Source organism: Nocardioides sp. NPDC092400 (assembly GCF_040684155.1).
Taxonomy (GTDB): Bacteria; Actinomycetota; Actinomycetes; order Propionibacteriales; family Nocardioidaceae; genus Nocardioides.
This window is the reverse complement of sequence record NZ_JBFBFJ010000003.1, coordinates 319,198-340,484: the sequence shown is the minus strand read 5'-3', so window position 1 is coordinate 340,484 and position 21,287 is coordinate 319,198. Positions and strand designations below refer to the sequence as shown.

Below are 21,287 nucleotides of genomic sequence, written 5' to 3'. Positions count from 1 at the left end.
CGACCAAGGAGGCCACCATGAGCCCCACCACCGCTCCCGCACCAATCCGCACCTACGGCTCGCTCCGGGCGGCCTGGATCCCGCTCGCCGCCCTGTGCCTGGCGTTCTTCGTCGAGATGGTCGACAGCACGCTGCTGACCGTCGCGCTCCCGACGATCGGACGCGACCTCGGCAGCGGCACGACGACGCTGCAGTGGGTCACCGGCGCCTACTCCCTGACCTTCGCCGGGCTCCTGCTCACCTCCGGCTCGCTGGCCGACCGGCTCGGTCGTCGACGCGTCCTGCTGGTGGGGCTCGCGGCGTTCGGGGTGACCAGCCTGGCGGTCCTGGCCGTCGACTCCGGCGGCGACCTGATCGCCCTCCGTGCGGCGCTCGGCGTCGCGGCCGCCGGCACCGCCCCGATCACGAACTCGCTCATCTTCCGCCTCTTCGACGACGAGGCCCTGCAGACCCGCGCGATGACGGTGATGATCGTCGTCGGCATGAGCGGCTTCATCCTGGGTCCGCTCCTCGGCGGCACCGCGCTGGCCCACGTCAGCTGGACCTGGCTGCTGCTCGTCAACGCCCCGATCGCCCTGGTCGCCTGGATCGGCGTGCGCCTCGGCGTGCCCGCTGACCGCACCGAGGACCTGACCGGCGACCGCCTCGACCTCCTCGGCGCCGTCCTCAGCGTCGCCGCCATCGGCCTCGCCTGCTACAGCCTCACCAGCGGCGTCGAGCACGGGTGGCTGTCGGTGACCACCGTCGGGTCGGTGCTCGGCGCGGTCGTCGCGCTCGTCGCGTTCCTCGCCCACGAGCGGCGCACGCCCGACCCGATGCTGGACCTGGCCGTGTTCGCGGACGACACGGTCCGCGGCGCCACGATCGCCCAGGTCGGCACCTCGGTCGCGATGGCCGGCGTGATGTTCGGGATGGTCCTGCACTTCCAGTACGCCTACGGGTGGAGCCCGGTCCGGGCCGGGCTGGCGAACCTCCCGCTCATCCTCACGATGATCCTGGCGACCCCGGTCTCGGAGGCGCTCGGCAAGCGGCTGGGCCACCGCCTGGCCTGCCTCGTGGGAGCCGCCCTCCTCGCCGGGTCGCTCGCGGGGCTGGCGTGGAGCGTCGACCACGGCTACCTGCCGATCGCGGTGTGCATGGTCGTGCTGACCGTCGGCCTGCGGACCGTGATGACCATCTGCGCCGTCGCGCTGGTCCTGGCGATGTCGCGCAACCGGACCTCGATGGGGGCCGCCCTCAACGACACCGCGCAGGAGGTCGGCGCCAGCCTCGGGACCGCCGTCGTCGGCACGCTGGTCGCCGCCCTGGTCACCACCACCCTGCCCGCCGGGCGCTGGAGCGGTGAGCTGGTGGCGTCGTTCTTCCACGGCGAGCGGGTGACGTACGCCGTCCTCGCGGTCCTCGTCGGCCTGGTCGCCGGCTGGGGGGCGCTCACGCTCACCGCCTCCCGGCAGACCGACGAGCGCGACTGACCGGGCCTCCGCCCGCTCCAGCAGGGCGTCGTATGCGCCCCGGTGCGTGGGGCACCTCGAGAGCCCACCCGTGCCGCGGCACGACCGCGGCGCACCGACCCCGCAGGAGGACCCCATGGCCACCGGAGAGACCGGCTTCGACGACGTCACCTTCGACCTCATCTCGGTGCAGTACCACTCGCTCAAGGCCGGGCACGACTACGGCCAGTACGTCCGCGACGCGGAGAACGCCGGACAGCAGGAGATCGCCGACTTCTTCCGCGAGGTCATGCAGCAGGACTCCGACCGGGCCCACCGCTGCCACCAGTTCCTCGCCCAGCTCGGCGGCACCGACAACACCTCGCCGCAGAACGGCTCCGCCTGAGCGACCCCTGCGCCAGCCCTCCCGGGACGCCGTGCCCGTCTCCCGGAGGTGCCGGGCGCCCGGGATCAGCCCCAGTCGACGGCGTCGTGCAGCGCCTGCAGCCGCGCCCCGCGGACCGGGTCGTGCTGGGCGACCCAGGCGATCCTGCCGCGCAGGTGCTGCTCCCAGGCCGGCACGCCGTCGCGGTTCTGGCTGTCCGCGCCGTACCGGCGGCAGTTGCGGAGGATCGCGCGGAGCAGGTCGACCTCGGCCCGGGCGACGCGTGGCCGGTCGTTGACGACGAGCCCGCCGAGCGTCTGCCGCCCGGCGCGCGGCATCACGCCGGTCTTGCGCGGGTTCAGCCGGAACCCCTCGTCGCGCACGACCTCCTCGACGGCGTCGAGCAGCCTCGAGGTGCCGCTCCCCCACCCCGCTGCTCCGGAGAGCGCGAGGTCGTCGGCGTAGCGCGTGTAGCGACCGCCCCACGACTGCGCCAGGGCGGTCAGCCGCACGTCGAGCCGGTACGCCGCCAGGTTGGCCATCGCCGGGGAGGTCGGCGCACCCTGGGGCAGGTGCGGCGCCGCCAGCCGGCGGCCCAGCCGCCAGTGCGCGTCGAGCAGCCCGTCGTCGGCCGGTCGCGGGAGGGCCCGCCACGCCGACCGGGGCAGGACGGTGGTCACCAGCCCGGCCAGGCAGTGGGCGACCGGCTCGGGGTAGCCGGCCGTCCGCCACAGGCCGTACACGCGGGAGACCGTGACGCTGGCGAAGAACGCCTCCAGGTCCAGGCGCACGACGACCGGCCGGCCGGCGTGCGGTGCGGCGTACGAGCCCACCGAGCCGCCGGGCCGGAACCCGCGGGCGGCGGCGTGGGGCGGGATGCGCGACGCCACCTCGTCGAGGAGCAGCCGCTGGATGCCCTTGAGCCGCTGCTTGGGCGCCTCGAGCACCCGGATCGCGCCGCTGGCCGCGACGCGGTGGCTCACCCGGTAGTGCTGGAGCGGGACGTCCGCGGCCGACCGCGCCAGGCGGCGGGGGTCGGCGAACCAGTCGAGCTCGTCGGGGCTGACCCCCAGGAGGTCGGCCACGTCGTCGAGGCCGTGGAGCACCGGTAGGCGCCAGCGGTTCTCGAGCATCCGGGTGGGGGTCACCGGCTGCACGAGCGGCCGGGCGCGAGCGGCCTTCGCCGCCGCGGGCCGGGTGCTGATCGTGGCGGCCAGCTCGCGGGGCCGGTCGTGCGGCGGGCGCGGGTAGAGCTCCAGCGTCTGCCGAGCCAGGACCGCCAGCCACCTCGGCCGGCGACCCAGGACGACCGCGCCGGCCTCCACCAGCGCCGGGTGCGTCCACCCGCCCGCGAGGAACGCGGCGGCGAGCGCCCGCGCGAGGTCGTCCCTCATCGCGGGGACGGCCCGCGCCGCCTGATGACGGGGTGCGGCAGCGCTGCTCGACCAGTCCCGTCGTGCGCGCGAGGACCTGCAGCGGAGCGCAGCGAGTCGCGCGCGGTGCTGTGCCCGGACGTGCCGGTGGTCCCCGGGGTAGCCCCGGGGAGGCCGACCGGTGTCGCGCACCGGCCTGCCGTCTCGACCAGACGCTGCCGCACGCCACGGACCCTAGCCGCCCGTCGGGCCGCCGGGGACGGGCCGGTGGCTCAGCGGTCGATCATCCGCGCCATCGCCTCGGGGTAGCGCTCCCCCACCACCTTGACCCGGGTCGAGACCTCGTCCAGCTCGGCGAGGTCCTGCGCGTCGAGGACGAGCCCGGCGGCGCCGAGGTTCTCCTCGAGCCGGCTGGTCCGGCGGGTCCCGGGGATGGGCACGATGCTCGGCGACTGCGCCAGGAGCCAGGCGAGCGCGACCTGGCCCACGGTCGCCTCCTTCCGGTCCGCCACCGCGCGCACGCCGTCGACCAGCGCGAGGTTCGCCTGGCGCGCTTCCTGGGTGAACCGGGGCAGGCCCGCTCGGATGTCGCCCTCGGAGAACTCGGTGGTCGCGTCGACCGTGCCGGTGAGGAAGCCCCGGCCCAGGGGGCTGAACGGGACGAAGCCGATGCCGAGCTCGTCCAGCGCCCCGAGGATCGCGTCCTCGGGCTCGCGCCAGAACAGCGAGTACTCGCTCTGCAGCGCGGTGACGGGCTGGACGGCGTGCGCCCGGCGGATGGTATCGACGCCCGCCTCCGACAGGCCGAAGTGGCGGACCTTGCCCTCCGCGATGAGCTCACCGACCGTCCCGGCCACCTCCTCGATCGGCACCTCCGGGTCGACCCGGTGCTGGTAGAGCAGGTCGACGTGGTCGGTGCGCAGGCGCCGCAGCGAGCCCTCGAGCGCCTCGCGGACGTGCTCGGGCCGGCTGTCGACGCGCCGGTCGCTGTCGTCGAGGGAGAAGCCGAACTTCGTCGCGATGACCACCTGGTCCCGCAGCGGCTCCAGCGCCTCGCCGACGACCTCCTCGTTGTGGAACGGGCCGTACACCTCGGCGGTGTCGAAGAACGTGACGCCACGGTCGACCGCCTGCCGCAGGAAGTCCACCATCTCCGGGCGCTCCGGCGAGGGCCCGAAGGACTGGCTGATGCCCATGCACCCCAGGCCGATCGCGGAGACCTCCAGCCGGTCGTTGCCGAGCGTGCGCTTGTCCATGTCGTGCTCCTTCATCGGTCGGTCCGGGCCGCAGCCCCGACCGCCGGTACCCCGCCACGCACGTGTGCGCTCGGTGTGGCGCGGACGACCTTTGACTTCGAGTACTCGAAGTTCCTAGCGTCGAGGACATGAGTGGACCGACCGCGCAGCGCGGCTACACGATCAAGGAGGCCGCAGCGCTGACCGGGCTCCCGGCCAGCACGCTGCGGTACTACGAGTCCATCGGCGTCGTCCCGCCCATCAGCCGCGGCGCGAGCAGCAAGCACCGCGTCTACGACGAGGACGACCTCGACCAGCTCATGTGGGTCGCCTGCCTGGCGGCCACCGGCCTGTCGGTGGCCGACATGCGGCGGTACGTCGCCAACGGCCGGCTCGGTCCGGCGGCCGCCGCCGAGCAGGTGGAGCTGCTCGCCCAGCAGCGCGACCGGCTCCGGGTCGAGGCCACGCAGGTCGCCCTGCGCCAGGAGTACGTCGACCTGAAGATCGCCTACTGGGAGGCGGTCGAGGCGGGCGACGACGCGCGCACCGAGCTCCTCTCGGGCCAGGCCCGGGCCCTGGCCGACCGGCTCAAGGCCGTCGGCAAGCCCTAGCCCCACCGACCCACCCACCCGACGACCCACGGCGGACCACCCGGTCCGCGGCTCCGGCCTGCCCGGGCACCCACCCCACCCCACACACCCACCCACCCCACACCGGGAGAACCCATGCGCGTCCGCGCCTACGCAGCACCCGCCGCCGGCCAGCCCCTGGCCCCCACCACGATCGAGCGCCGCGAGGTCGGCCCGAACGACGTGCTCATCGAGATCCGGTACGCCGGGATCTGCCACTCCGACATCCACACCGTGAACGGCGACTGGGGCCCGCAGCCCTTCCCCGTCGTCCCGGGCCACGAGATCGTCGGCACGGTCACCGAGGTCGGGAGCAGCGTCACGCGGCACGGGGTCGGCGACCTCGTCGGCGTCGGCTGCATGGTCGGCTCGTGCGGCGAGTGCGCGAGCTGCCGCAACGGCGACGAGCAGTACTGCCGTGAGGGGATGGTGCCGACGTACGCCGGCACCGACCGCGACGGCACGACGACCCAGGGCGGCTACTCGACCCACGTCGTGGTCGACGCCGACTACGTGCTGGCCGTCCCCGACGGCCTCGACCCGGCAGCGGCCGCGCCGCTGCTGTGCGCCGGCATCACGACGTACGCACCCCTGCGCCGGTGGGACGCCGGTCCCGGCCGGAAGGTGGCCGTCGTCGGGCTCGGGGGCCTGGGCCACATGGCGGTGAAGATCGCCCACGCCCTCGGCGCCGAGGTGACCGTGCTGTCGCAGTCGCTGAAGAAGCAGGAGGACGCCCTGCGCCTGGGCGCCGACCACTACCACGCGACGTCCGACCCGGCGACCTTCGAGCAGCTCGCCGGCCACTTCGACCTGGTGCTCAACACCGTCAGCGCCGGCATCGACCTCGACGCGTACCTCGGCCTGCTGGCCGTGGACGGCACCCTGGTCAACGTCGGCGCACCCGCCGAGCCGCTGAGCGTCAACGTCATGTCGCTCATCGGCGCCCGCCGGTCCTTCGCCGGGTCGATGATCGGCGGCATCGCGCTCACCCAGGAGATGCTCGACTTCTGCGCCGAGCACGGCATCGGCGCCGAGGTCGAGGTGATCCCCGCCGAGCAGGTCAACGAGGCCTACGAGCGCGTCCTCGCCTCCGACGTCCGCTACCGGTTCGTCATCGACGCGGCCACCCTCGGCTGAGCCCGCCCCGGGGGTCCGCCGGGAATCCCTGACCCGGACGACCGGTTGGGCCCCCGGGAGCACGCGCTCCCACCCGCACCTGCACCCGCACCCAGGAGGCACCACCCCGTGAGCCAGCTCTTCACCCCGATCACCCTCCGCGACGTCACCGTCCGCAACCGGGTGTGGGTGGCGCCGATGTGCCAGTACTCCGCCGTCGACGGCATGCCGGACGACTGGCACCTGGTGCACCTCGGATCGTTCGCCCGCGGCGGTGCCGGCCTGGTCATCACCGAGGCCACCGCCGTCGTCCCGGAGGGCCGGATCTCGCCGGAGGACACCGGGCTCTGGAACGACGAGCAGCAGGCCGCCTGGGCGCGGATCGTGGACTTCGTCCACGGCCAGGGCGCCGCGGCCGGGATCCAGCTCGCGCACGCCGGGCGGAAGGCCTCGACGTACTCCGGGTTCACCGCGGCCCGCGGCGGCGTCGCGGACGCCGACGGCGGCTGGCGCCCGGTCGGCCCGTCGGAGACGCCCTACCCGGGCCTGCGCGAGGACCCCGAGCCGCTCGACGCCGCCGGGATCGCCCACGTGGTCACCGCCTTCGGCGACGCCGCGGAGCGCGCCGTCGCGGCCGGGTTCGACGTGCTCGAGGTGCACGCCGCCCACGGCTACCTGCTCCACGAGTTCCTCTCGCCGCTGTCCAACCACCGCACCGACGGGTACGGCGGCGGGTTCGAAGGCCGCGTCCGGCTGACCCTGGAGGTCGTCCGCGAGCTCCGGGCCCGGGTCGCCCCCGGCGTGCCGGTGGTGGTGCGGCTCTCCGCCACCGACTGGGTGGAGGGTGGCTGGACCGCCGACGAGACGGTGCGCCTCGCCGGGCTGCTCCGCGAGGAGGGCGTCGACCTCGTCGACACCTCGACCGGCGGCAACGCGCCCGCCGACATCCCCGTCGGGCCGGGCTACCAGGTGCCGTTCGCCCGCCGGGTGCGCACCGAGGCCGGAATCCGCTCGGGCGCGGTCGGCCTGATCACCGAGCCCAAGCAGGCCGAGGACGTCCTGGCCGACGGCTCCGCCGACGTCGTGCTGCTGGCCCGCGAGCTGCTGCGCGACCCGCACTGGCCGCTGCGCGCCGCCGCCGAGCTCGGCGTCGAGGGCACCGACCTGTGGCCGGTGCAGTACCGCCGGGCGGCCCGCTGACACGACCGGTCCGGGGGACCGTCACCCCTCCGCGTACGGCGTGAGCAGCTGGTCGACGGGGGCGTGGTCGTCGGTGAGCGCGTCGGCGCCGCCGACCCAGTCGTCGAGGTCGGCGTCGCCGCGGGCCTCCCAGCCGAGCCCGCGCCGCTCGACCACGCGGGTCACCGCGTCGAGGTCGACGGCCCGGTCGGAGGCGACCGCGACGAGGTTCCCGCCCTGGGTCCCGTCGAAGGCACCGGGCCGGGCGAGCAGCGCCACGTGGTCGAACACCTCGCGCAGGGTCGCCACCTCGGCGCGGGCGAAGTCCAGCGGCCCGTGGTCGATCAGGTTGGCGACGTACGCCCCGTCGGGCCGGAGCACGCGCCGTACCTGCGCCACCGCCTCCCGGGTGGTCAGGTGCCAGGGCACGCTCACCCCGCCGAAGGCGTCGCCGACCACGAGGTCGCGGCTGTCGTCGGGGAGCCGGTCCAGCCCGCGGCGCCCGTCCTCGACGCGCACCTCGAGCCCCGGCCCGGTCTCCAGGCCGAGCCGGTCGCGGTCGACCGCCACGACGCCGGGGTCGATCTCCGAGACCACGTTGGTCGTGCCCGGCCGGACCTCGGCGAGGTAGCGCGGCAGGGTGAGCCCCCCGCCACCGAGGTGGTACGCCGCGAGCGGCTCGCCCGCGGGGAACGTCGCGTCCACGACGGACGCGGCCGCCTGGACGTACTCGAACTCCAGGTGGGTGGCGTCGGCGAGGTCGACGTAGGAGTGGCGCAGCCCGTCGAGCACCAGCACCCGGCCGCTCTCCCGCGCGGGGTCGGCCTCGACACGGGCGCAGTGGTACTGCGTCTCGACGTCGCAGCCGCCCGGTGCCGCGACCGCACCGAGCGCGCCGAGCCCCGTGCCGGCGAGCACGAGCGCCAGGGACGGCCCGGCCGCGCGCCAGCCGCTGACCCGGACCCCCACCACGACCGCGGCCAGCACCAGCAGCACGCCGAGCCCGACGAGGATGCCGCTGACGGGCACGGCCGAGACCAGCACGAAGCCCGTCAGCACGGTGCCGACGATCGAGCCCGCGGTGCCGATGCCGGACAGGCGACCTACGACGGTGCCGGTCTCGGCCAGCGACGTCAGCGCCAGCTTGGTGACCATCGGCGTGACGGCCGACAGCAGCGCGCCCGGGACGCCGATCGTCACGGCGACCGCGAGCAGCAGCAGCGGGCCGCCCGCGGTCTCCGCCGCGCCCCGGACGAGGAACGGCGTCGCGGCCGCCACCACGCCGGACAGGCCGAGCAGCGGTGCCAGCGCGCGGCGCGGGTCGACGACGTCGGCCGCCCGGCCGCCGGCCCACGAGCCCAGGGCGATCGCCGCCAGGGCCAGCCCGATGACCAGCGTGTTGGTCTCGAGCGTCAGCCCGAGGTACGGCGCGAGCAGCCGCAGCGCGACCAGCTCGACGACGAGGACCGCCGCGGAGGAGCCGAAGACCAGCGCGGCCGCCTCCCGCGGGCCGGGCACCGCACCGGAGCCGGCGCCACCTCCCGCCACGCGCCCCGCCACCTGCCCCGCCCGCGGCACGAGCGCTCAGCCGATGCGGTCGATGATCAGCGGCTGGGGGGTGAAGCCGGTGTCGGCGGGGGCCACGTCGTACCCGCCCTCGAGCGAGGCGAGGGCCCGCTCGAAGCGGTGCTCGTCGTCGCTGAGCAGCGTGAACAGCGGCTCGCCCTCCGTCACGGCGTCCCCGGGGCGGGCGTGCCAGACGACGCCGGCACCGGCCTGCACCGGGTCCTCCTTGCGGGCGCGGCCCGCGCCCAGGCGCCAGGCGGCGAGGCCGACCGACATGGCGTCGAGCCGGGTGAGCACGCCGGTCGAGGGCGCGGCGACGACGTGCTTCTCACGGGCGACGGGCAGCGCGGCGTCGGGGTCGCCGTCCTGGGCGCGGACCATCGCCTTCCAGGCGTCCATCGCCGAGCCGTCGGCCAGCTTGTCGGCGGGGTCGACGTCGGTCACGCCGGCGCCGGCGAGCATCTCGCGGGCCAGCGCCAGGGTCAGCTCGACCACGTCGGCGGGGCCGCCGCCGGCGAGCACCTCGACGGACTCCGCGACCTCGATCGCGTTGCCGGCGGTGAAGCCCAGCGGGGTCGCCATGTCGGTCAGCAGCGCGACGGTGCGGACACCGGCGTCCGTGCCGAGCGCGACCATCGTCCGCGCGAGCTCGCGGGCGCGGTCGACGTCCTTCATGAACGCCCCGGAGCCCACCTTGACGTCGAGCACGAGCGCCCCGGTGCCCTCGGCGATCTTCTTGCTCATGATCGAGGAGGCGATCAGCGGGATCGCCTCGACGGTGCCGGTGACGTCGCGCAGCGCGTAGAGCTTCTTGTCCGCCGGGGCCAGGCCCGCGCCGGCGGCGCAGATGACCGCGCCGATCGACTCGAGCTGCGCCATCATCTCCTCGTTCGACAGCGCCGCGCGCCACCCGGGGATCGCCTCGAGCTTGTCCAGCGTGCCGCCGGTGTGGCCCAGGCCGCGGCCGGAGAGCTGCGGGACCGCGACGCCGCACGCGGCGACCAGCGGGGCGAGCGGGAGGGTGATCTTGTCGCCGACGCCGCCGGTGGAGTGCTTGTCGGCGGTCGGGCGCGAGAGCGAGGAGAAGTCCATCCGCTCCCCCGAGGCGATCATCGCGCCGGTCCACCGCGCGATCTCCCGCTGGCTCATGCCGTTGAGGAGGATCGCCATCGCCAGCGACGACATCTGCTCGTCCGCGACCGCGCCGCGGGTGTAGGCGTCGACGACCCAGTCGATCTGGCTGTCGGACAGCTCGTGGCGGTCGCGCTTGGCGGAGATGACCTCGACGGCGTCGTGCTCAGGCATGCCGCGACCCTACGACCGCCCCGGCACCGCTCGGTAACCCGCGCGGTGACCCACCCGGCGACCCACCCCGTGACCCACCCGGCCGGCGACGGGTCAGTGCGTGACCTCGTCGAGGTCCTCGGGCCCGAACGCGTCGGGCAGCACCTCGTCCATCCCCTTGAGCCCCGAGACCGTCCACAGGCGCAGCCGGCGCCCGCCGTGCTCGAAGAGCAGCTGGCGGCAGCGGCCGCACGGCATGATCACCGACTCCTCGCCGTTCACGCACACGAAGTGGGTCAGCCGGCCACCGCCGGTGACGACCAGCTGGGAGACCAGGCCGCACTCCGCGCACAGGGTCACGCCGTACCCGGCGTTCTCCACGTTGCAGCCGGTCACCACGCGCCCGTCGTCGACGAGCGCCGCCGCCCCCACCGGGTAGTGCGAGTACGGCGCGTACGCCCGGCGCATCGCCTCCACGGCGGCGCTGCGGAGCCCTGCCCAGAGGGCGACGTCCTCGCCCTCGGCGAGCTGGCCCTCGAGCTGGCCCGCGAGCTGGTGCTGGTCTGCCATGTGTCCTCCGTGGGTCCTCCGTCTCCGAGGGCCCAGTGGACCACGCACCCCCGCCGGCCGCCGGGAGCGGCCGCCAGGTTCCAACTCGGTAACTGTTCGAACCCTCGCCTTGCGAAGCACCCTCCCCGCCGGGCACCAGCGGTTACGGTGCCGCGTGGCGCCCCCGGACGAGCGGGGGCTGGGACCTGGAGGAAAGACGTTGAACAAGATGAGGAAGTCCGTGATGGGCGGCATCGCCGTGCTCGCGGCATCCACGATGCTGGTGGCCTGCGGCGACGCGCCGGAGGAGAGCAGCAACGGCGGCGGCAGCGAGGCGAGCGACTTCCTCCCCTGCATCGTCTCCGACGCGGGTGGCTTCGACGACAAGTCCTTCAACCAGCTCAGCTACGAGGGCGTCGTCAAGGCGGCTGAGGAGATCGGCGTCGAGCCGAAGGCCGTCGAGTCCAACAGCGAGAACGACTACGGCCCGAACATGGAGAGCCTGGTCGCCGAGGGCTGCGACATCATCGTCTCCGTCGGCTTCGCGCTCTCCGCGGCCACCGTCGAGTCGGCCACCGCGAACCCCGAGCTGCACTACGCGCTCATCGACGACGCGGCGGACAACGACTTCGACGGCACCAAGGACGCCGAGAACATCAAGCCCCTGCTGTACGACACCGCCCAGGCGGCGTTCCTCGCCGGCTACGCGGCCGCGGACTACAGCAAGACCGGCGTCGTCGGGACCTTCGGCGGCCAGCCGTTCCCGACCGTCACCATCTTCATGGACGGCTTCCGCCAGGGCGTGGAGTACTACAACCAGGAGAAGGGCAAGGACGTCAAGGTCGTCGGCTGGGACGGCAAGAACGGCTCCTTCACCGGCGGCTTCGAGGCCAACGAGAAGGCGACCAACACCGCCAAGCAGCTCCTCGACCAGGACGTCGACGTGATCCTCCCGGTCGGCGGCCCGATCTACCAGGGCGCGCTCACCGCGATCGCCGACTCCGGCCGCGACGTCGCGATGGTCGGCGTGGACGCCGACCAGTTCGAGACCGACCCCGCCACCCAGGACGTCATCCTGACCTCGATCCAGAAGGGCATGGACATCTCGGCCTACGAGACGATCATGGCCGCCTCCGAGGACAACTTCGACGCCGAGAACTACGTCGGCACCCTGGAGAACGACGGCGTCAGCCTCGCCCCGTTCCACAACTTCGAGGACAAGGTGTCCGACACCCTGACCGACGAGCTGGAGCAGGTGAAGGCCGGCATCATCGACGGCTCCATCGAGGTCAAGAGCTACCTCAACCAGTGACACCCGCGCAGAGGGAGGTCGACCACGCCGGTCGGCCTCCCTCTGCCGTACCGTGCAGGTGCCGCGACGCCGACCGCGTCGTCCGGCCCTGCCGCCACCCACCCCTGTGCCGCGAGGACTGACCCATGCAACTCGAGCTGCGCGACGTGACGAAGCGCTTCGGCTCCCTGGTCGCCAACGACCGGATATCCCTGACCGTCGCCGGCGGTGAGATCCACTGCCTGCTCGGCGAGAACGGCGCCGGCAAGTCGACGCTGATGAACGTGCTCTACGGCCTCTACCAGGCCGAGGAGGGCGAGATCGTCCTCGACGGCGAGGTCCAGCACTTCGGCGGCCCCGGTGACGCGATCGCCGCCGGCATCGGCATGGTGCACCAGCACTTCATGCTGGTCCCGGTCTTCACGGTGGCCGAGAACGTCATGCTCGGCAACGAGGAGACCGGCTTCGGCGGCTCCCTCGACCTCGACGCCGCCCGCGCCCGCGTGCGCGAGATCTCCGACCGGTTCGGCTTCCACGTCGACCCCGACGCCGTGGTGGGTGACCTGCCCGTCGGCGTGCAGCAGCGCGTCGAGATCATCAAGGTCCTCTCCCGCGACGCCAAGGTCCTCGTGTTCGACGAGCCCACCGCGGTGCTCACCCCGCAGGAGACCGACGAGCTGATGGAGATCATGCGCCAGCTCCGCGCCAGCGGCACGGCGGTCGTCTTCATCACCCACAAGCTCCGCGAGGTCCGCGAGGTCGCCGACCGGATCACCGTCATCCGCCGCGGCCGCGTCGTCGGCGAGGCCGAGCCCACCGCCACGAACCCCGAGCTCGCCGCGATGATGGTCGGCCGCCCGGTGGAGCTGACCGTCCGCAAGGACGAGCCCACCCTCGGCGGCGAGGCGCTCGTCGTCCGCGACCTCACCGTCGCCGACGCCACCGGCCTGGTGCACGTGGCCGGCATCAGCTTCGAGGTCCGCGCCGGAGAGGTGCTCGGCGTCGCCGGCGTCCAGGGCAACGGCCAGACCGAGCTCACCGAGGCGCTGCTCGGGCTGCAGGACCACGTGACCGGGTCGATCACCCTCGACGGCCGCGAGCTGCGCGGGCGCACGGTGCGCCAGGTGCTCGACGCCGGCGTCGGGTTCGTGCCCGAGGACCGCCAGGTCGACGGCCTGGTCGGCACCTTCAGCATCGCCGAGAACCTCATGCTCGACCGCAGCTTCGGTGCACCCTTCGTCCGCGGCGGCTCCCTCCAGCTGGGCAAGCTGGAGGAGTTCGCCCGCGAGAAGCTGCAGGAGTACGACGTCCGCGCGCCGGGCATCCACACCGCCGCCGGCAACCTCTCGGGTGGCAACCAGCAGAAGGTGGTCGTCGCGCGCGAGCTCTCCCGCGACCTGCGCCTGCTCGTGGCCGCGCAGCCCACCCGCGGCGTGGACGTCGGCTCGATCGAGTTCATCCACCAGCAGATCATCGCCACCCGCGACTCCGGGGTCCCCGTGCTCGTCGTCTCCACGGAGCTCGACGAGGTCGTCGCGCTGGCCGACCGGATCATGGTCCTCTACCGGGGCCAGGTCGTCGGGATCGTGCCGGCCGACACCCCCCGTGCGGTGCTGGGCCTGATGATGACCGGAGAACGACCCGCAGGAGCCGTCGCATGACCCACCCCGAGGAGCCGTCCACCGGCGCGCACACCCAGGGGATCCCCGCCCCCTCCCCCGCCGCGACCACCGGCGTGGAGACCTCACCCGCGTCGGCCGACGGGGACGGACCGAGCGGCAACAGCCGCTGGTACGACACCGCCCGCGCGATCACGACCGGCAACGCCCTGGTGGCGGTCCTGTCGATCTTCCTCGCCGTCGTCGTGGGGTCGATCCTGATCCTCGTCACCGACGAGGCCGTCCGGGAGACCGCGGGCTACATCGGCTCGCGGCCCAGCGACTTCTTCCAGGCCTCGTGGGACGCGATCTCCGGGGCGTACGGCGCGCTGTTCCGCGGCTCGGTCTACAACTCCCGCGGCGCGGACCTCGCCACGCAGATCCGCCCGCTGACCGAGACCCTGAAGTTCGCCGGCCCGCTGATCGCGGCCGGCCTCGGCGTCGGCCTGGCGTTCCGTGCCGGCCTGTTCAACATCGGTGGCCGCGGGCAGATGCTGCTCGCGGGCGCGGCGGCCGGCTGGGTGGCGATCAACGCCGACCTCCCCGGCATCCTGCACCTGCCGCTCGCGATCCTCGTCGGCATGGCCGCCGGCGCGCTGTGGGCCGGCCTGGCCGGCCTGCTCAAGGCCCGCACCGGCGCGCACGAGGTGATCGTGACGATCATGCTCAACTACGTCGCGTTCTACCTGGTCTTCTACGCGCTCTCGCGCCAGAGCCTGCTGCAGGCGCCCGGGTCGATCAACCCCAAGTCGCTGCCCACGCCGGAGAGCGCCACGATGCCCGCGCTGCTGGGCGACCGGTTCAACCTGCACCTGGGCTTCGTGCTCGCGCTGGTCGCGGTCGCGGTCGTGTGGTGGCTGCTGAGCCGCTCCGCGCTCGGCTTCCGCTTCCGCGCCGTCGGGGTCAACCCCAGCGCCGCCCGGACCGCGGGCATCGACGTCGGCCGCACCTACGTCGTCGCGATGCTCATCGCCGGCGCCCTCGTCGGCCTCGCCGGGGCCAACCAGACCCTCGGCACGACCACCAGCGGCGTGACCACCGACCTCGACGCCGGCATCGGCTTCGACGCCATCACCGTCGCGCTGCTCGGCCGGTCCCACCCGCTCGGCATCCTCGGTGCCGGCCTGCTCTTCGGCGCCTTCAAGGCCGGCGGCTTCTCGATGCAGGCCTCCGAGGGCATCCCCGTCGACATCGTCCTGGTCATCCAGTCCCTCATCGTGCTGTTCATCGCTGCCCCGCCGCTCGTGCGCGCGATGTTCCGCCTGCCCGCCAAGGAGGCCGCGTGAGCACGTCCGCCCCGACCACGACCAACCCGGCGCCGGTCTCCGACGAGCCGCCGGTCATCGCGGTCGTCAGCAAGAAGACCCCGGTCATCCTGGCCGTCGTCACCGTCGCCCTCGCGGCCGCCGTCGCGCTGGGCTCCCAAAGCGGTGACACGACCTTCCGGATCGCCACCCGCAACGACTTCGCCCAGATCCCCGACCTCACCGTCCCGGCGGTGGCGACCGCCTGGGTCGCCGTCGCGCTCCTGGCGCTGTGCACCGCGGAGTCGGTGCGCCGCTACCTGGCCCGCGCCCGCACCCCGCTGTGGCTGGTGGCCGTCTTCGGCGTCATCGCCATGGTCGGGTTCCTGGCCTGGGCCGCCGCCGGTGCGACCCTGCCGGTCGTCGGCCTGCTCGCGGGCGGGCTCGCCCTCGCCGTCCCCCTCGTCTTCGGCGCCCTCGGCGGCGTGCTCGGCGAGCGGGTCGGCGTGGTCAACATCGCGATCGACGGCCAGCTGCTCGCCGGGGCGTTCGCGGCCGCGCTGATCGGCTCGGTCGCCGGCTCCGCGTGGGTCGGCGTGCTCGGCGCGATGGCCGCCGGTGCGCTGGTGGCGCTCATCCTGGGCGTCTTCGCGATCAGCTACTTCGTCGACCAGGTCATCGTCGGCGTCGTGCTCAACGTGCTGATCGTCGGCCTGACCAGCTTCATGTTCTCCCAGGTCCTGGCGCCCAACGCCGCCGACCTCAACGCGCCGCCGCGGCTCGGCCCGGTGACCGTGCCGGTGCTCGGCGACATCCCGGTGATCGGGCCGATCCTGTTCCGCCAGTCGGCGCTGGTCTACCTGCTCTACGTCGCGGTCGCCCTGGTCACCTGGGCGCTCTACCGCACCAAGTGGGGCCTGCGCGTGCGCGCGGTCGGCGAGCACCCCAAGGCCGCGGACACCGTCGGCATCAACGTCATCCGGACCCGCTACCGCACGGTCCTCGTCGCGGGCGCGATCGCCGGCGCGGGCGGTGCGTTCTACACGCTGGTGTCGGTCTCGCAGTTCAACCGCGAGATGACCGGCGGCGCGGGCTACATCGCGCTCGCTGCGGTCATCTTCGGCAAGTGGGACCCCATCCGCGCCACGCTCGCGGCGCTGCTCTTCGGGTTCGCCTCCAACCTGCAGGGCGTGCTCTCGGTCATCGGCTCCCCGGTGCCGAGCGAGTTCATGCTGATGCTGCCCTACGTCGTGACGGTCTTCGCCGTCGCCGGCCTGGTCGGGCAGTCCCGGGCACCGGCTGCCTCCGGCGTGCCGTACCGCAAGGGCTGACCGCCCTCCCCCGCAGCACCCCGGCCGCGGTCGTCCCGGCGCCTCAGGCGTCGCGGGCGGCCGCGGCTGCTGCTCCGGCGAGCACCCGGGCGCCGATGGCGATGGCGCGCTCGTCGACCCGCAGGTCGCCCTGGTGCAGGTCGTACGTCGGCCCACCCGGCGTCCGCGTCCCCAGGCGCATCATCGCGCCCGGCACCTGGTCGAGGTACCAGCCGAAGTCCTCGCCACCGAGGCTCTGCGGGGCGGCCACCTGGCCGCCGTCGCCGAGGACGGCGTGCACCGAGCGCGCGAGCAGCCGGTTCGAGACCGGCTCGTTGACGACCGGCGGCACGCCGCGCTGGTAGTCGACCACCGCCGTCACGCCGTACGGCGCCACGAGCTCGTGCACGACCTCGCGCACGATCCGCTCGCAGTCGGCCCAGGCGACCGCGTCGAGGATGCGGACCGTGCCCGCGACCACGCCGACGTCGGGGATGACGTTGGGTGCGGCGCCGGCGCGGACCATGCCCCAGACGACCGAGACGCCGGCCCGCGGGTCCATCCGGCGGCTGAGCACCGCCGGCAGCTCGGTGGTCACCTTGGCCAGGGCGAAGGTCAGGTCGCCGGTCAGGTGCGGGCGGCTGGTGTGGCCGCCGCGGCCCTCGAGGCGCACCTCCACCCGGTCGGCGGCGCTGGTCAGCGGGCCGAGCCGGAGGCCGACCTGGCCGACGTCGACGCCGGGGTCGCAGTGCAGGGCGAAGATCCGCTCGACGTCGTCGAGGACGCCGAGGCTCATCAGGTGCACGGCCCCGCCGGGCATGACCTCCTCGGCGGGCTGGAACACCAGCCGCACGCGGCCGTCGAGCAGCCCCTCGTCGTGGAGCCGGCCCAGGCCGAGCGCGGCGCCGACCGCGGCGGCGGTGTGCACGTCGTGGCCGCAGGCGTGGGCCACGTCCGGGACGGTGCTGCGCCACGGGTCGTCGGTGACGTCGTGGACCGGGAGGGCGTCCATGTCCGCGCGGATCGCCGCGACCGGGCCCCGCTCCCCCAGGTCGGCGACCAGGCCGGACCGCGGCATCCGGGTGACCCGCCAGCCGGCCCTCTCGACCGCCGCGGCGACCAGGTCGCCGGTGCGCTTCTCCTGCCAGGAGAGCTCGGGGTGGGCGTGCAGGTCACGACGCAGGTCGACGAGGTCCGCCTCGTGCTTCTCGACGACCTCGCGGATCAGCTCGTGCACGCGGGGGTCCCTGGTCATCAGACCTCCCAGGTTAGTCCCCTCGTGATGACCGCGCGGGCCCCGGCCACCGGCCGGGACCCGCGCGGGTGGGCAGCGCTGGGGCAGCGCCGCGGGTCAGCGCGGGAAGCGCATCACCTTGCCGTTGGGCGGCGCACCCTCGGCGCCCAGCACGTTGGTCGTCGCCCACAGCCAGCGGCCCTGCAGCTCGAGCGCCGCAGGCATCTTCTGGGTGCGCAGCGGCTGCGGGGTGCTGGTGCCGGCCGGGACCCTGGAGATCCGTCCGGTGAACAGCTCCCCGACGTAGACGTCGCCGTTCCCCGCCACGGCCACGCCGGTCGTGCTGAGGAAGCCGGTCGCGACCGTCGTGACCTCGCCGGTCGCCGGGTCGATGCGGAGCACCGAGCCGTTGGCGCCGAGGCTGCCGTCCTCGGGCCCGCCCGGGAGGCTGGTGACGTAGAGGTCCCCGTCGGGGCCGACCTCGACGTCGGTCGGCACACCCTCGAGCGCGACCGTCTCCCCCACCACGCAGTCGGGCAGCTCCAGCGCGGCGGCGGCCTCGGCCGGGACGGTCACCTCGACCGGAGGCAGGGCGGCCACGGGGGTCACCCGGCCACCGGCGATCCGGAACACCGCGTTCGCGCCGGCGTCGGCGACGTACACCGTGCCCCCGTCGACGGCGGTGGCGTAGGGGTGGGTCTCGACGATGCCGTCGTAGGCCTGGAGGAACGGCGGCACCTCGCAGCCCTCCGGCAGGTCGGTGAAGCCGTAGGTCGTGCCGCCGTCGGGATTGGTCGCGCGCTCCGCGGCGGCGATGTTGCCGATGGTCCGCGCCCTGCCGTTGCGGACCTGGCGGACGATGCCGCCCTCGTTCTCGCCCCAGGAGACGGCATAGGTGACGACGCCGCGGGTGACGTCGACGGCGCCGATCTCACGGCCCTTCCGCGCCTTGGCGACGACGACGGGCTTCTCGCCCTTCCTGACCTTCGTCAGGACGCCGGCGAAGTTCTGGGCGACGTAGGCGGTGCCGTTGGGCTTCACGGCCAGGCTGAGCGGGCTGACCAGCTTGCTGGCCACGACCTGGCCGCCCCCGGCGGGGGCGGCGGCAGGGGCGCCGGCGGCGGTGGCGCCGAGCGCCGGGACGACCAGCGCGAGCGCCGCGGTCGAGACCACGGCGGAGGTGGGACGCAACATGGGGATCCTCCAAGGACGGTGACTGGAGCCACGATCCTGGGCAGCCCCGTGTCCCGGGCGCATGAGTCAGATGTCCCATCTTCGGGGGACCCGTCCGGGTCATTCCCGGGTGGTGCGCCCCTCGTCGTACGCCGCGAGGATCCGGTCGGCCGCCACGGTGGCGGGCAGCTCCCCGGTGAGCACCGCGGCGCGGATCTCGTCGCGCACGGCCCGCACGGCCGGCGAGTGGCGCAGCCGCTGGTCGAGCTCGTCGCGGACCATCGCCCAGGTGAAGTCGAGCTGCTGCTCGGCGCGCTTGCGGGCCAGGCCCTCGGCGCCGAGGTGGTCGCGGTGCGCCAGCACGCGGTCCCACAGGTCGTCGACGCCGACGTCGGTCAGTCCCGAGCAGGTGACGACCGGCGGCGCCCACTCCTCCATGCCACGGACCATCCGCAGCGCGCCGGCGAGGTCGCGGGCGGCCACGCGGGCCTCGCCCTCGCGGTCGCCGTCGGCCTTGTTGACCGCGATGACGTCCGCGATCTCCAGGATGCCCTTCTTGATCCCCTGCAGCTGGTCGCCGGTGCGGGCCAGGGTCAGGAAGAGGAACGTGTCGACCATCCCCGCGACCGTGACCTCGGACTGGCCCACGCCGACCGTCTCCACCAGCACCACGTCGTACGACGCCGCCTCGAGGACCGCCATCGCCTGGACCGTGGCGCGGGCGACGCCGCCGAGGGTGCCCGCGCTGGGCGAGGGCCGGATGAACGCGTGCGCGTCGGAGGCGAGCCGGCCCATCCGGGTCTTGTCGCCGAGCACCGACCCGCCGGTGCGCACCGAGGACGGGTCGACCGCCAGCACGCCGACCCGGTGCCCGGCCGCGGTCAGCCGGGTCCCCAGCGACTCGATGAACGTCGACTTCCCGACGCCGGGCACCCCGGAGATCCCGACCCGGACGACGTCGCGGCCCCCGGAGTCCTCGGCCAGCTCGGTCAGCAGCTCGCGGGCCAGCGCCCGGTGCTGGGGACGCGAGGACTCCACCAGCGTGATCGCCTGGGAGACCGCGGCCCGCCTGCCGGACCGGATCCCCTCGACGAGCGTGGGAACGTCCGGCGGCATCAGTGACCGAGCTGCTCGCGCAACCGGGCCAGCAGGTCGAGCGCGGACTCCGCGATGACGGTGCCGGGCAGGAACACCGCGGCCGCCCCCATCTCGGTCAGCGTCGGCACGTCGTCGGGCGGGATCACGCCGCCGATCACCACCATGATGTCCGGCCTCCCCTGCTCGGCGAGCGCGTCGCGCAGCGCCGGCAGGAGCGTGAGGTGGCCCGCGGCGAGCGAGCTGACCCCGACGATGTGGACGTCGGCGTCGACCGCCTGCTGCGCGACCTCCTCGGGCGTGGAGAACAGCGGCCCCACGTCGACGTCGAAGCCCATGTCGGCGAAGGCCGAGACGATGACCTTCTGGCCGCGGTCGTGGCCGTCCTGGCCCATCTTGGCCACCAGGATGCGCGGGCGGCGCCCCTCGGCCTCCTCGAACTCCGCCGTCGCGTCGAGGACCTGCTGGACCAGGGTCCCGTCGCCCTCGCCTGCGGTGTCGCGGTACACGCCGGAGATCGTACGGATCACGGCCTGGTGCCGGCCGTAGACCTTCTCCAGGGCGTCGGAGATCTCACCGACGGTCGCCTTGGCGCGAGCCGCGTCCACGGCCAGCGCGAGCAGGTTCCCGTCGAGGCCCTGGCCGGCGCCGCGCTCGGCGCTGCCGGTGAGCGCCTCGAGCGCGCGTCGCACGTCGTCGTCGTTCCGCTCGGCCCGCAGCCGCTCGAGCTTGGCGACCTGCTGGCGGTAGACGTCGTCGTTGTCGACCTTGAGCACGTCGAGCTTGTCCTCGGCGGCGAGCCGGTAGGTGTTGACGCCGATGACCTTCTGCGCGCCGGAGTCGATCCGCGCCTGGGTGCGGGCGGCGGCCTCCTCGATGCGCATCTTCGGGATGCCCTGCTCGATCGCCTTGGCCATGCCACCGGCCCGCTCGGCCTCCTGGATGTGGGCCCACGCGCGCTCGGCGATGTCGTGGGTCAGCCGCTCGACGTAGTAGGAGCCGGCCCAGGGGTCGATGGTGCCGGTGGTGCCGCTCTCCTGCTGCAGGAGCAGCTGGGTGTTGCGCGCGATGCGGGCCGAGAAGTCGGTCGGCAGCGCGATCGCCTCGTCCAGCGCGTTGGTGTGCAGCGACTGGGTGTGGCCCTGGGTCGCGGCCATCGCCTCGATCGCGGTGCGCTGGACGTTGTTGAAGACGTCCTGGGCGGTCAGCGACCAGCCGGAGGTCTGGGAGTGCGTGCGCAGGCTCAGCGACTTGGGGTTCTGCGGGTCGAACTGGCGCACCAGGCGCGCCCAGAGCGCGCGGGCGGCGCGCATCTTGGCGACCTCCATGTAGAAGTTCATGCCGATCGCCCAGAAGAAGCTCAGGCGGGGCGCGAACGTGTCGATGGTCAGCCCGCTCTCCAGGCCGGCGCGGATGTACTCCACGCCGTCGGCCAGGGGGTAGGCGAGCTCGAGGTCGGCGGTCGCCCCGGCCTCCTGCATGTGGTAGCCGGAGATCGAGATCGAGTTGAACCGCGGCATCCGCTGGCTGGTGAAG

The 21,287-nt window shown here is 73.9% G+C and carries 17 protein-coding genes and 1 pseudogene; 9 read left to right on the top strand and 9 right to left on the bottom strand.

All coding sequences use genetic code 11. The features are described 5' to 3' along the window. The first annotated feature begins 17 nt into the window (after window positions 1-17). Window positions 18-1,472 (top strand): MFS transporter, encoded by a 1,455-nt coding sequence (locus tag AB0N29_RS13365; RefSeq protein ID WP_364867361.1) that lies wholly within the window; start codon window positions 18-20, stop codon window positions 1,470-1,472. Between the two features lie 115 nt (window positions 1,473-1,587). Further along, window positions 1,588-1,836: a hypothetical protein gene (locus tag AB0N29_RS13360; RefSeq protein ID WP_302267891.1), complete on the top strand. Its 249-nt coding sequence runs from the start codon at window positions 1,588-1,590 to the stop codon at window positions 1,834-1,836. A gap of 65 nt (window positions 1,837-1,901) precedes the next feature. On the opposite strand, the gene AB0N29_RS13355 is transcribed toward AB0N29_RS13360, so the two are convergent. Both AB0N29_RS13355 and AB0N29_RS13350 read right to left on the bottom strand, forming a co-directional pair. Continuing rightward, on the bottom strand, window positions 1,902-3,209 hold the full coding sequence (locus AB0N29_RS13355; protein ID WP_364867359.1) for a reverse transcriptase family protein: 1,308 nt from the start codon (window positions 3,207-3,209) through the stop codon (window positions 1,902-1,904). Between the two features lie 251 nt (window positions 3,210-3,460). Further along, the gene (locus AB0N29_RS13350; protein WP_302267894.1) at window positions 3,461-4,444 is read right to left on the bottom strand and encodes an aldo/keto reductase; all 984 of its coding nucleotides are present in this window, start codon (window positions 4,442-4,444) and stop codon (window positions 3,461-3,463) included. 128 nt (window positions 4,445-4,572) lie between these two features. On the opposite strand from AB0N29_RS13350, the gene AB0N29_RS13345 reads away from it, so the two are divergent. The 3 genes from AB0N29_RS13345 (at window position 4,573) to AB0N29_RS13335 (ending at window position 7,368) form a co-directional block, all read left to right on the top strand. Next, window positions 4,573-5,034 (top strand): MerR family transcriptional regulator, encoded by a 462-nt coding sequence (locus AB0N29_RS13345; RefSeq protein WP_364867356.1) that lies wholly within the window; start codon window positions 4,573-4,575, stop codon window positions 5,032-5,034. 114 nt (window positions 5,035-5,148) lie between these two features. Next, entirely contained in the window at window positions 5,149-6,189 is a 1,041-nt protein-coding gene (locus AB0N29_RS13340) for an NAD(P)-dependent alcohol dehydrogenase (RefSeq protein WP_364867354.1), read from the top strand. A gap of 108 nt (window positions 6,190-6,297) precedes the next feature. Beyond that, window positions 6,298-7,368: an NADH:flavin oxidoreductase/NADH oxidase gene (locus tag AB0N29_RS13335; RefSeq protein WP_364867352.1), complete on the top strand. Its 1,071-nt coding sequence runs from the start codon at window positions 6,298-6,300 to the stop codon at window positions 7,366-7,368. A gap of 21 nt (window positions 7,369-7,389) precedes the next feature. On the opposite strand, the gene AB0N29_RS13330 is transcribed toward AB0N29_RS13335, so the two are convergent. From AB0N29_RS13330 to AB0N29_RS13320, 3 genes are all read right to left on the bottom strand, one after another. After that, entirely contained in the window at window positions 7,390-8,895 is a 1,506-nt protein-coding gene (locus tag AB0N29_RS13330) for a fused MFS/spermidine synthase (RefSeq protein ID WP_364867350.1), read from the bottom strand. Between the two features lie 36 nt (window positions 8,896-8,931). Next, window positions 8,932-10,218, bottom strand: coding sequence for a thymidine phosphorylase (locus AB0N29_RS13325; protein WP_302267899.1), 1,287 nt, complete (start codon window positions 10,216-10,218; stop codon window positions 8,932-8,934). A 93-nt stretch (window positions 10,219-10,311) separates the two neighbouring features. Next, window positions 10,312-10,767 carry a cytidine deaminase gene (locus AB0N29_RS13320; RefSeq protein WP_302267900.1) on the bottom strand — a complete coding sequence of 152 codons (456 nt, stop codon included), beginning with the start codon at window positions 10,765-10,767 and terminating at the stop codon, window positions 10,312-10,314. A gap of 208 nt (window positions 10,768-10,975) precedes the next feature. On the opposite strand from AB0N29_RS13320, the gene AB0N29_RS13315 reads away from it, so the two are divergent. The 4 genes from AB0N29_RS13315 to AB0N29_RS13300 all read left to right on the top strand — a co-directional run bounded on the left by AB0N29_RS13315 (window position 10,976) and on the right by AB0N29_RS13300 (window position 16,270). After that, on the top strand, window positions 10,976-12,058 hold the full coding sequence (locus AB0N29_RS13315; RefSeq protein WP_302267901.1) for a BMP family ABC transporter substrate-binding protein: 1,083 nt from the start codon (window positions 10,976-10,978) through the stop codon (window positions 12,056-12,058). A gap of 125 nt (window positions 12,059-12,183) precedes the next feature. After that, complete coding sequence (locus AB0N29_RS13310; protein ID WP_302267902.1) at window positions 12,184-13,698, top strand: ABC transporter ATP-binding protein; 1,515 nt, start codon at window positions 12,184-12,186, stop codon at window positions 13,696-13,698. After that, complete coding sequence (locus AB0N29_RS13305) at window positions 13,695-14,981, top strand: ABC transporter permease (protein ID WP_302267903.1); 1,287 nt, start codon at window positions 13,695-13,697, stop codon at window positions 14,979-14,981. The genes AB0N29_RS13310 and AB0N29_RS13305 overlap by 4 nt, the downstream gene beginning before the upstream one ends. Continuing rightward, the gene (locus AB0N29_RS13300) at window positions 14,978-16,270 is read left to right on the top strand and encodes an ABC transporter permease (protein WP_364867346.1); all 1,293 of its coding nucleotides are present in this window, start codon (window positions 14,978-14,980) and stop codon (window positions 16,268-16,270) included. Before AB0N29_RS13305 ends, AB0N29_RS13300 begins: the two co-directional genes overlap by 4 nt. 43 nt (window positions 16,271-16,313) lie before the next feature. On the opposite strand, the gene AB0N29_RS13295 is transcribed toward AB0N29_RS13300, so the two are convergent. From AB0N29_RS13295 to AB0N29_RS13280, 4 genes and pseudogenes are all read right to left on the bottom strand, one after another. After that, on the bottom strand, window positions 16,314-17,504 hold the full coding sequence (locus tag AB0N29_RS13295) for an amidohydrolase (protein WP_302267905.1): 1,191 nt from the start codon (window positions 17,502-17,504) through the stop codon (window positions 16,314-16,316). A gap of 96 nt (window positions 17,505-17,600) precedes the next feature. Beyond that, entirely contained in the window at window positions 17,601-18,677 is a 1,077-nt protein-coding gene (locus tag AB0N29_RS13290) for a ScyD/ScyE family protein (RefSeq protein WP_364867343.1), read from the bottom strand. Window positions 18,678-18,776: 99 nt separating this feature from the next. Next, entirely contained in the window at window positions 18,777-19,772 is a 996-nt protein-coding gene (gene meaB / locus AB0N29_RS13285) for a methylmalonyl Co-A mutase-associated GTPase MeaB (protein ID WP_302267908.1), read from the bottom strand. Then, a pseudogene (locus AB0N29_RS13280) lies at window positions 19,772-21,287 on the bottom strand (methylmalonyl-CoA mutase family protein); the annotation flags it as partial. The pseudogene AB0N29_RS13280 and the gene meaB, both read right to left, overlap by 1 nt.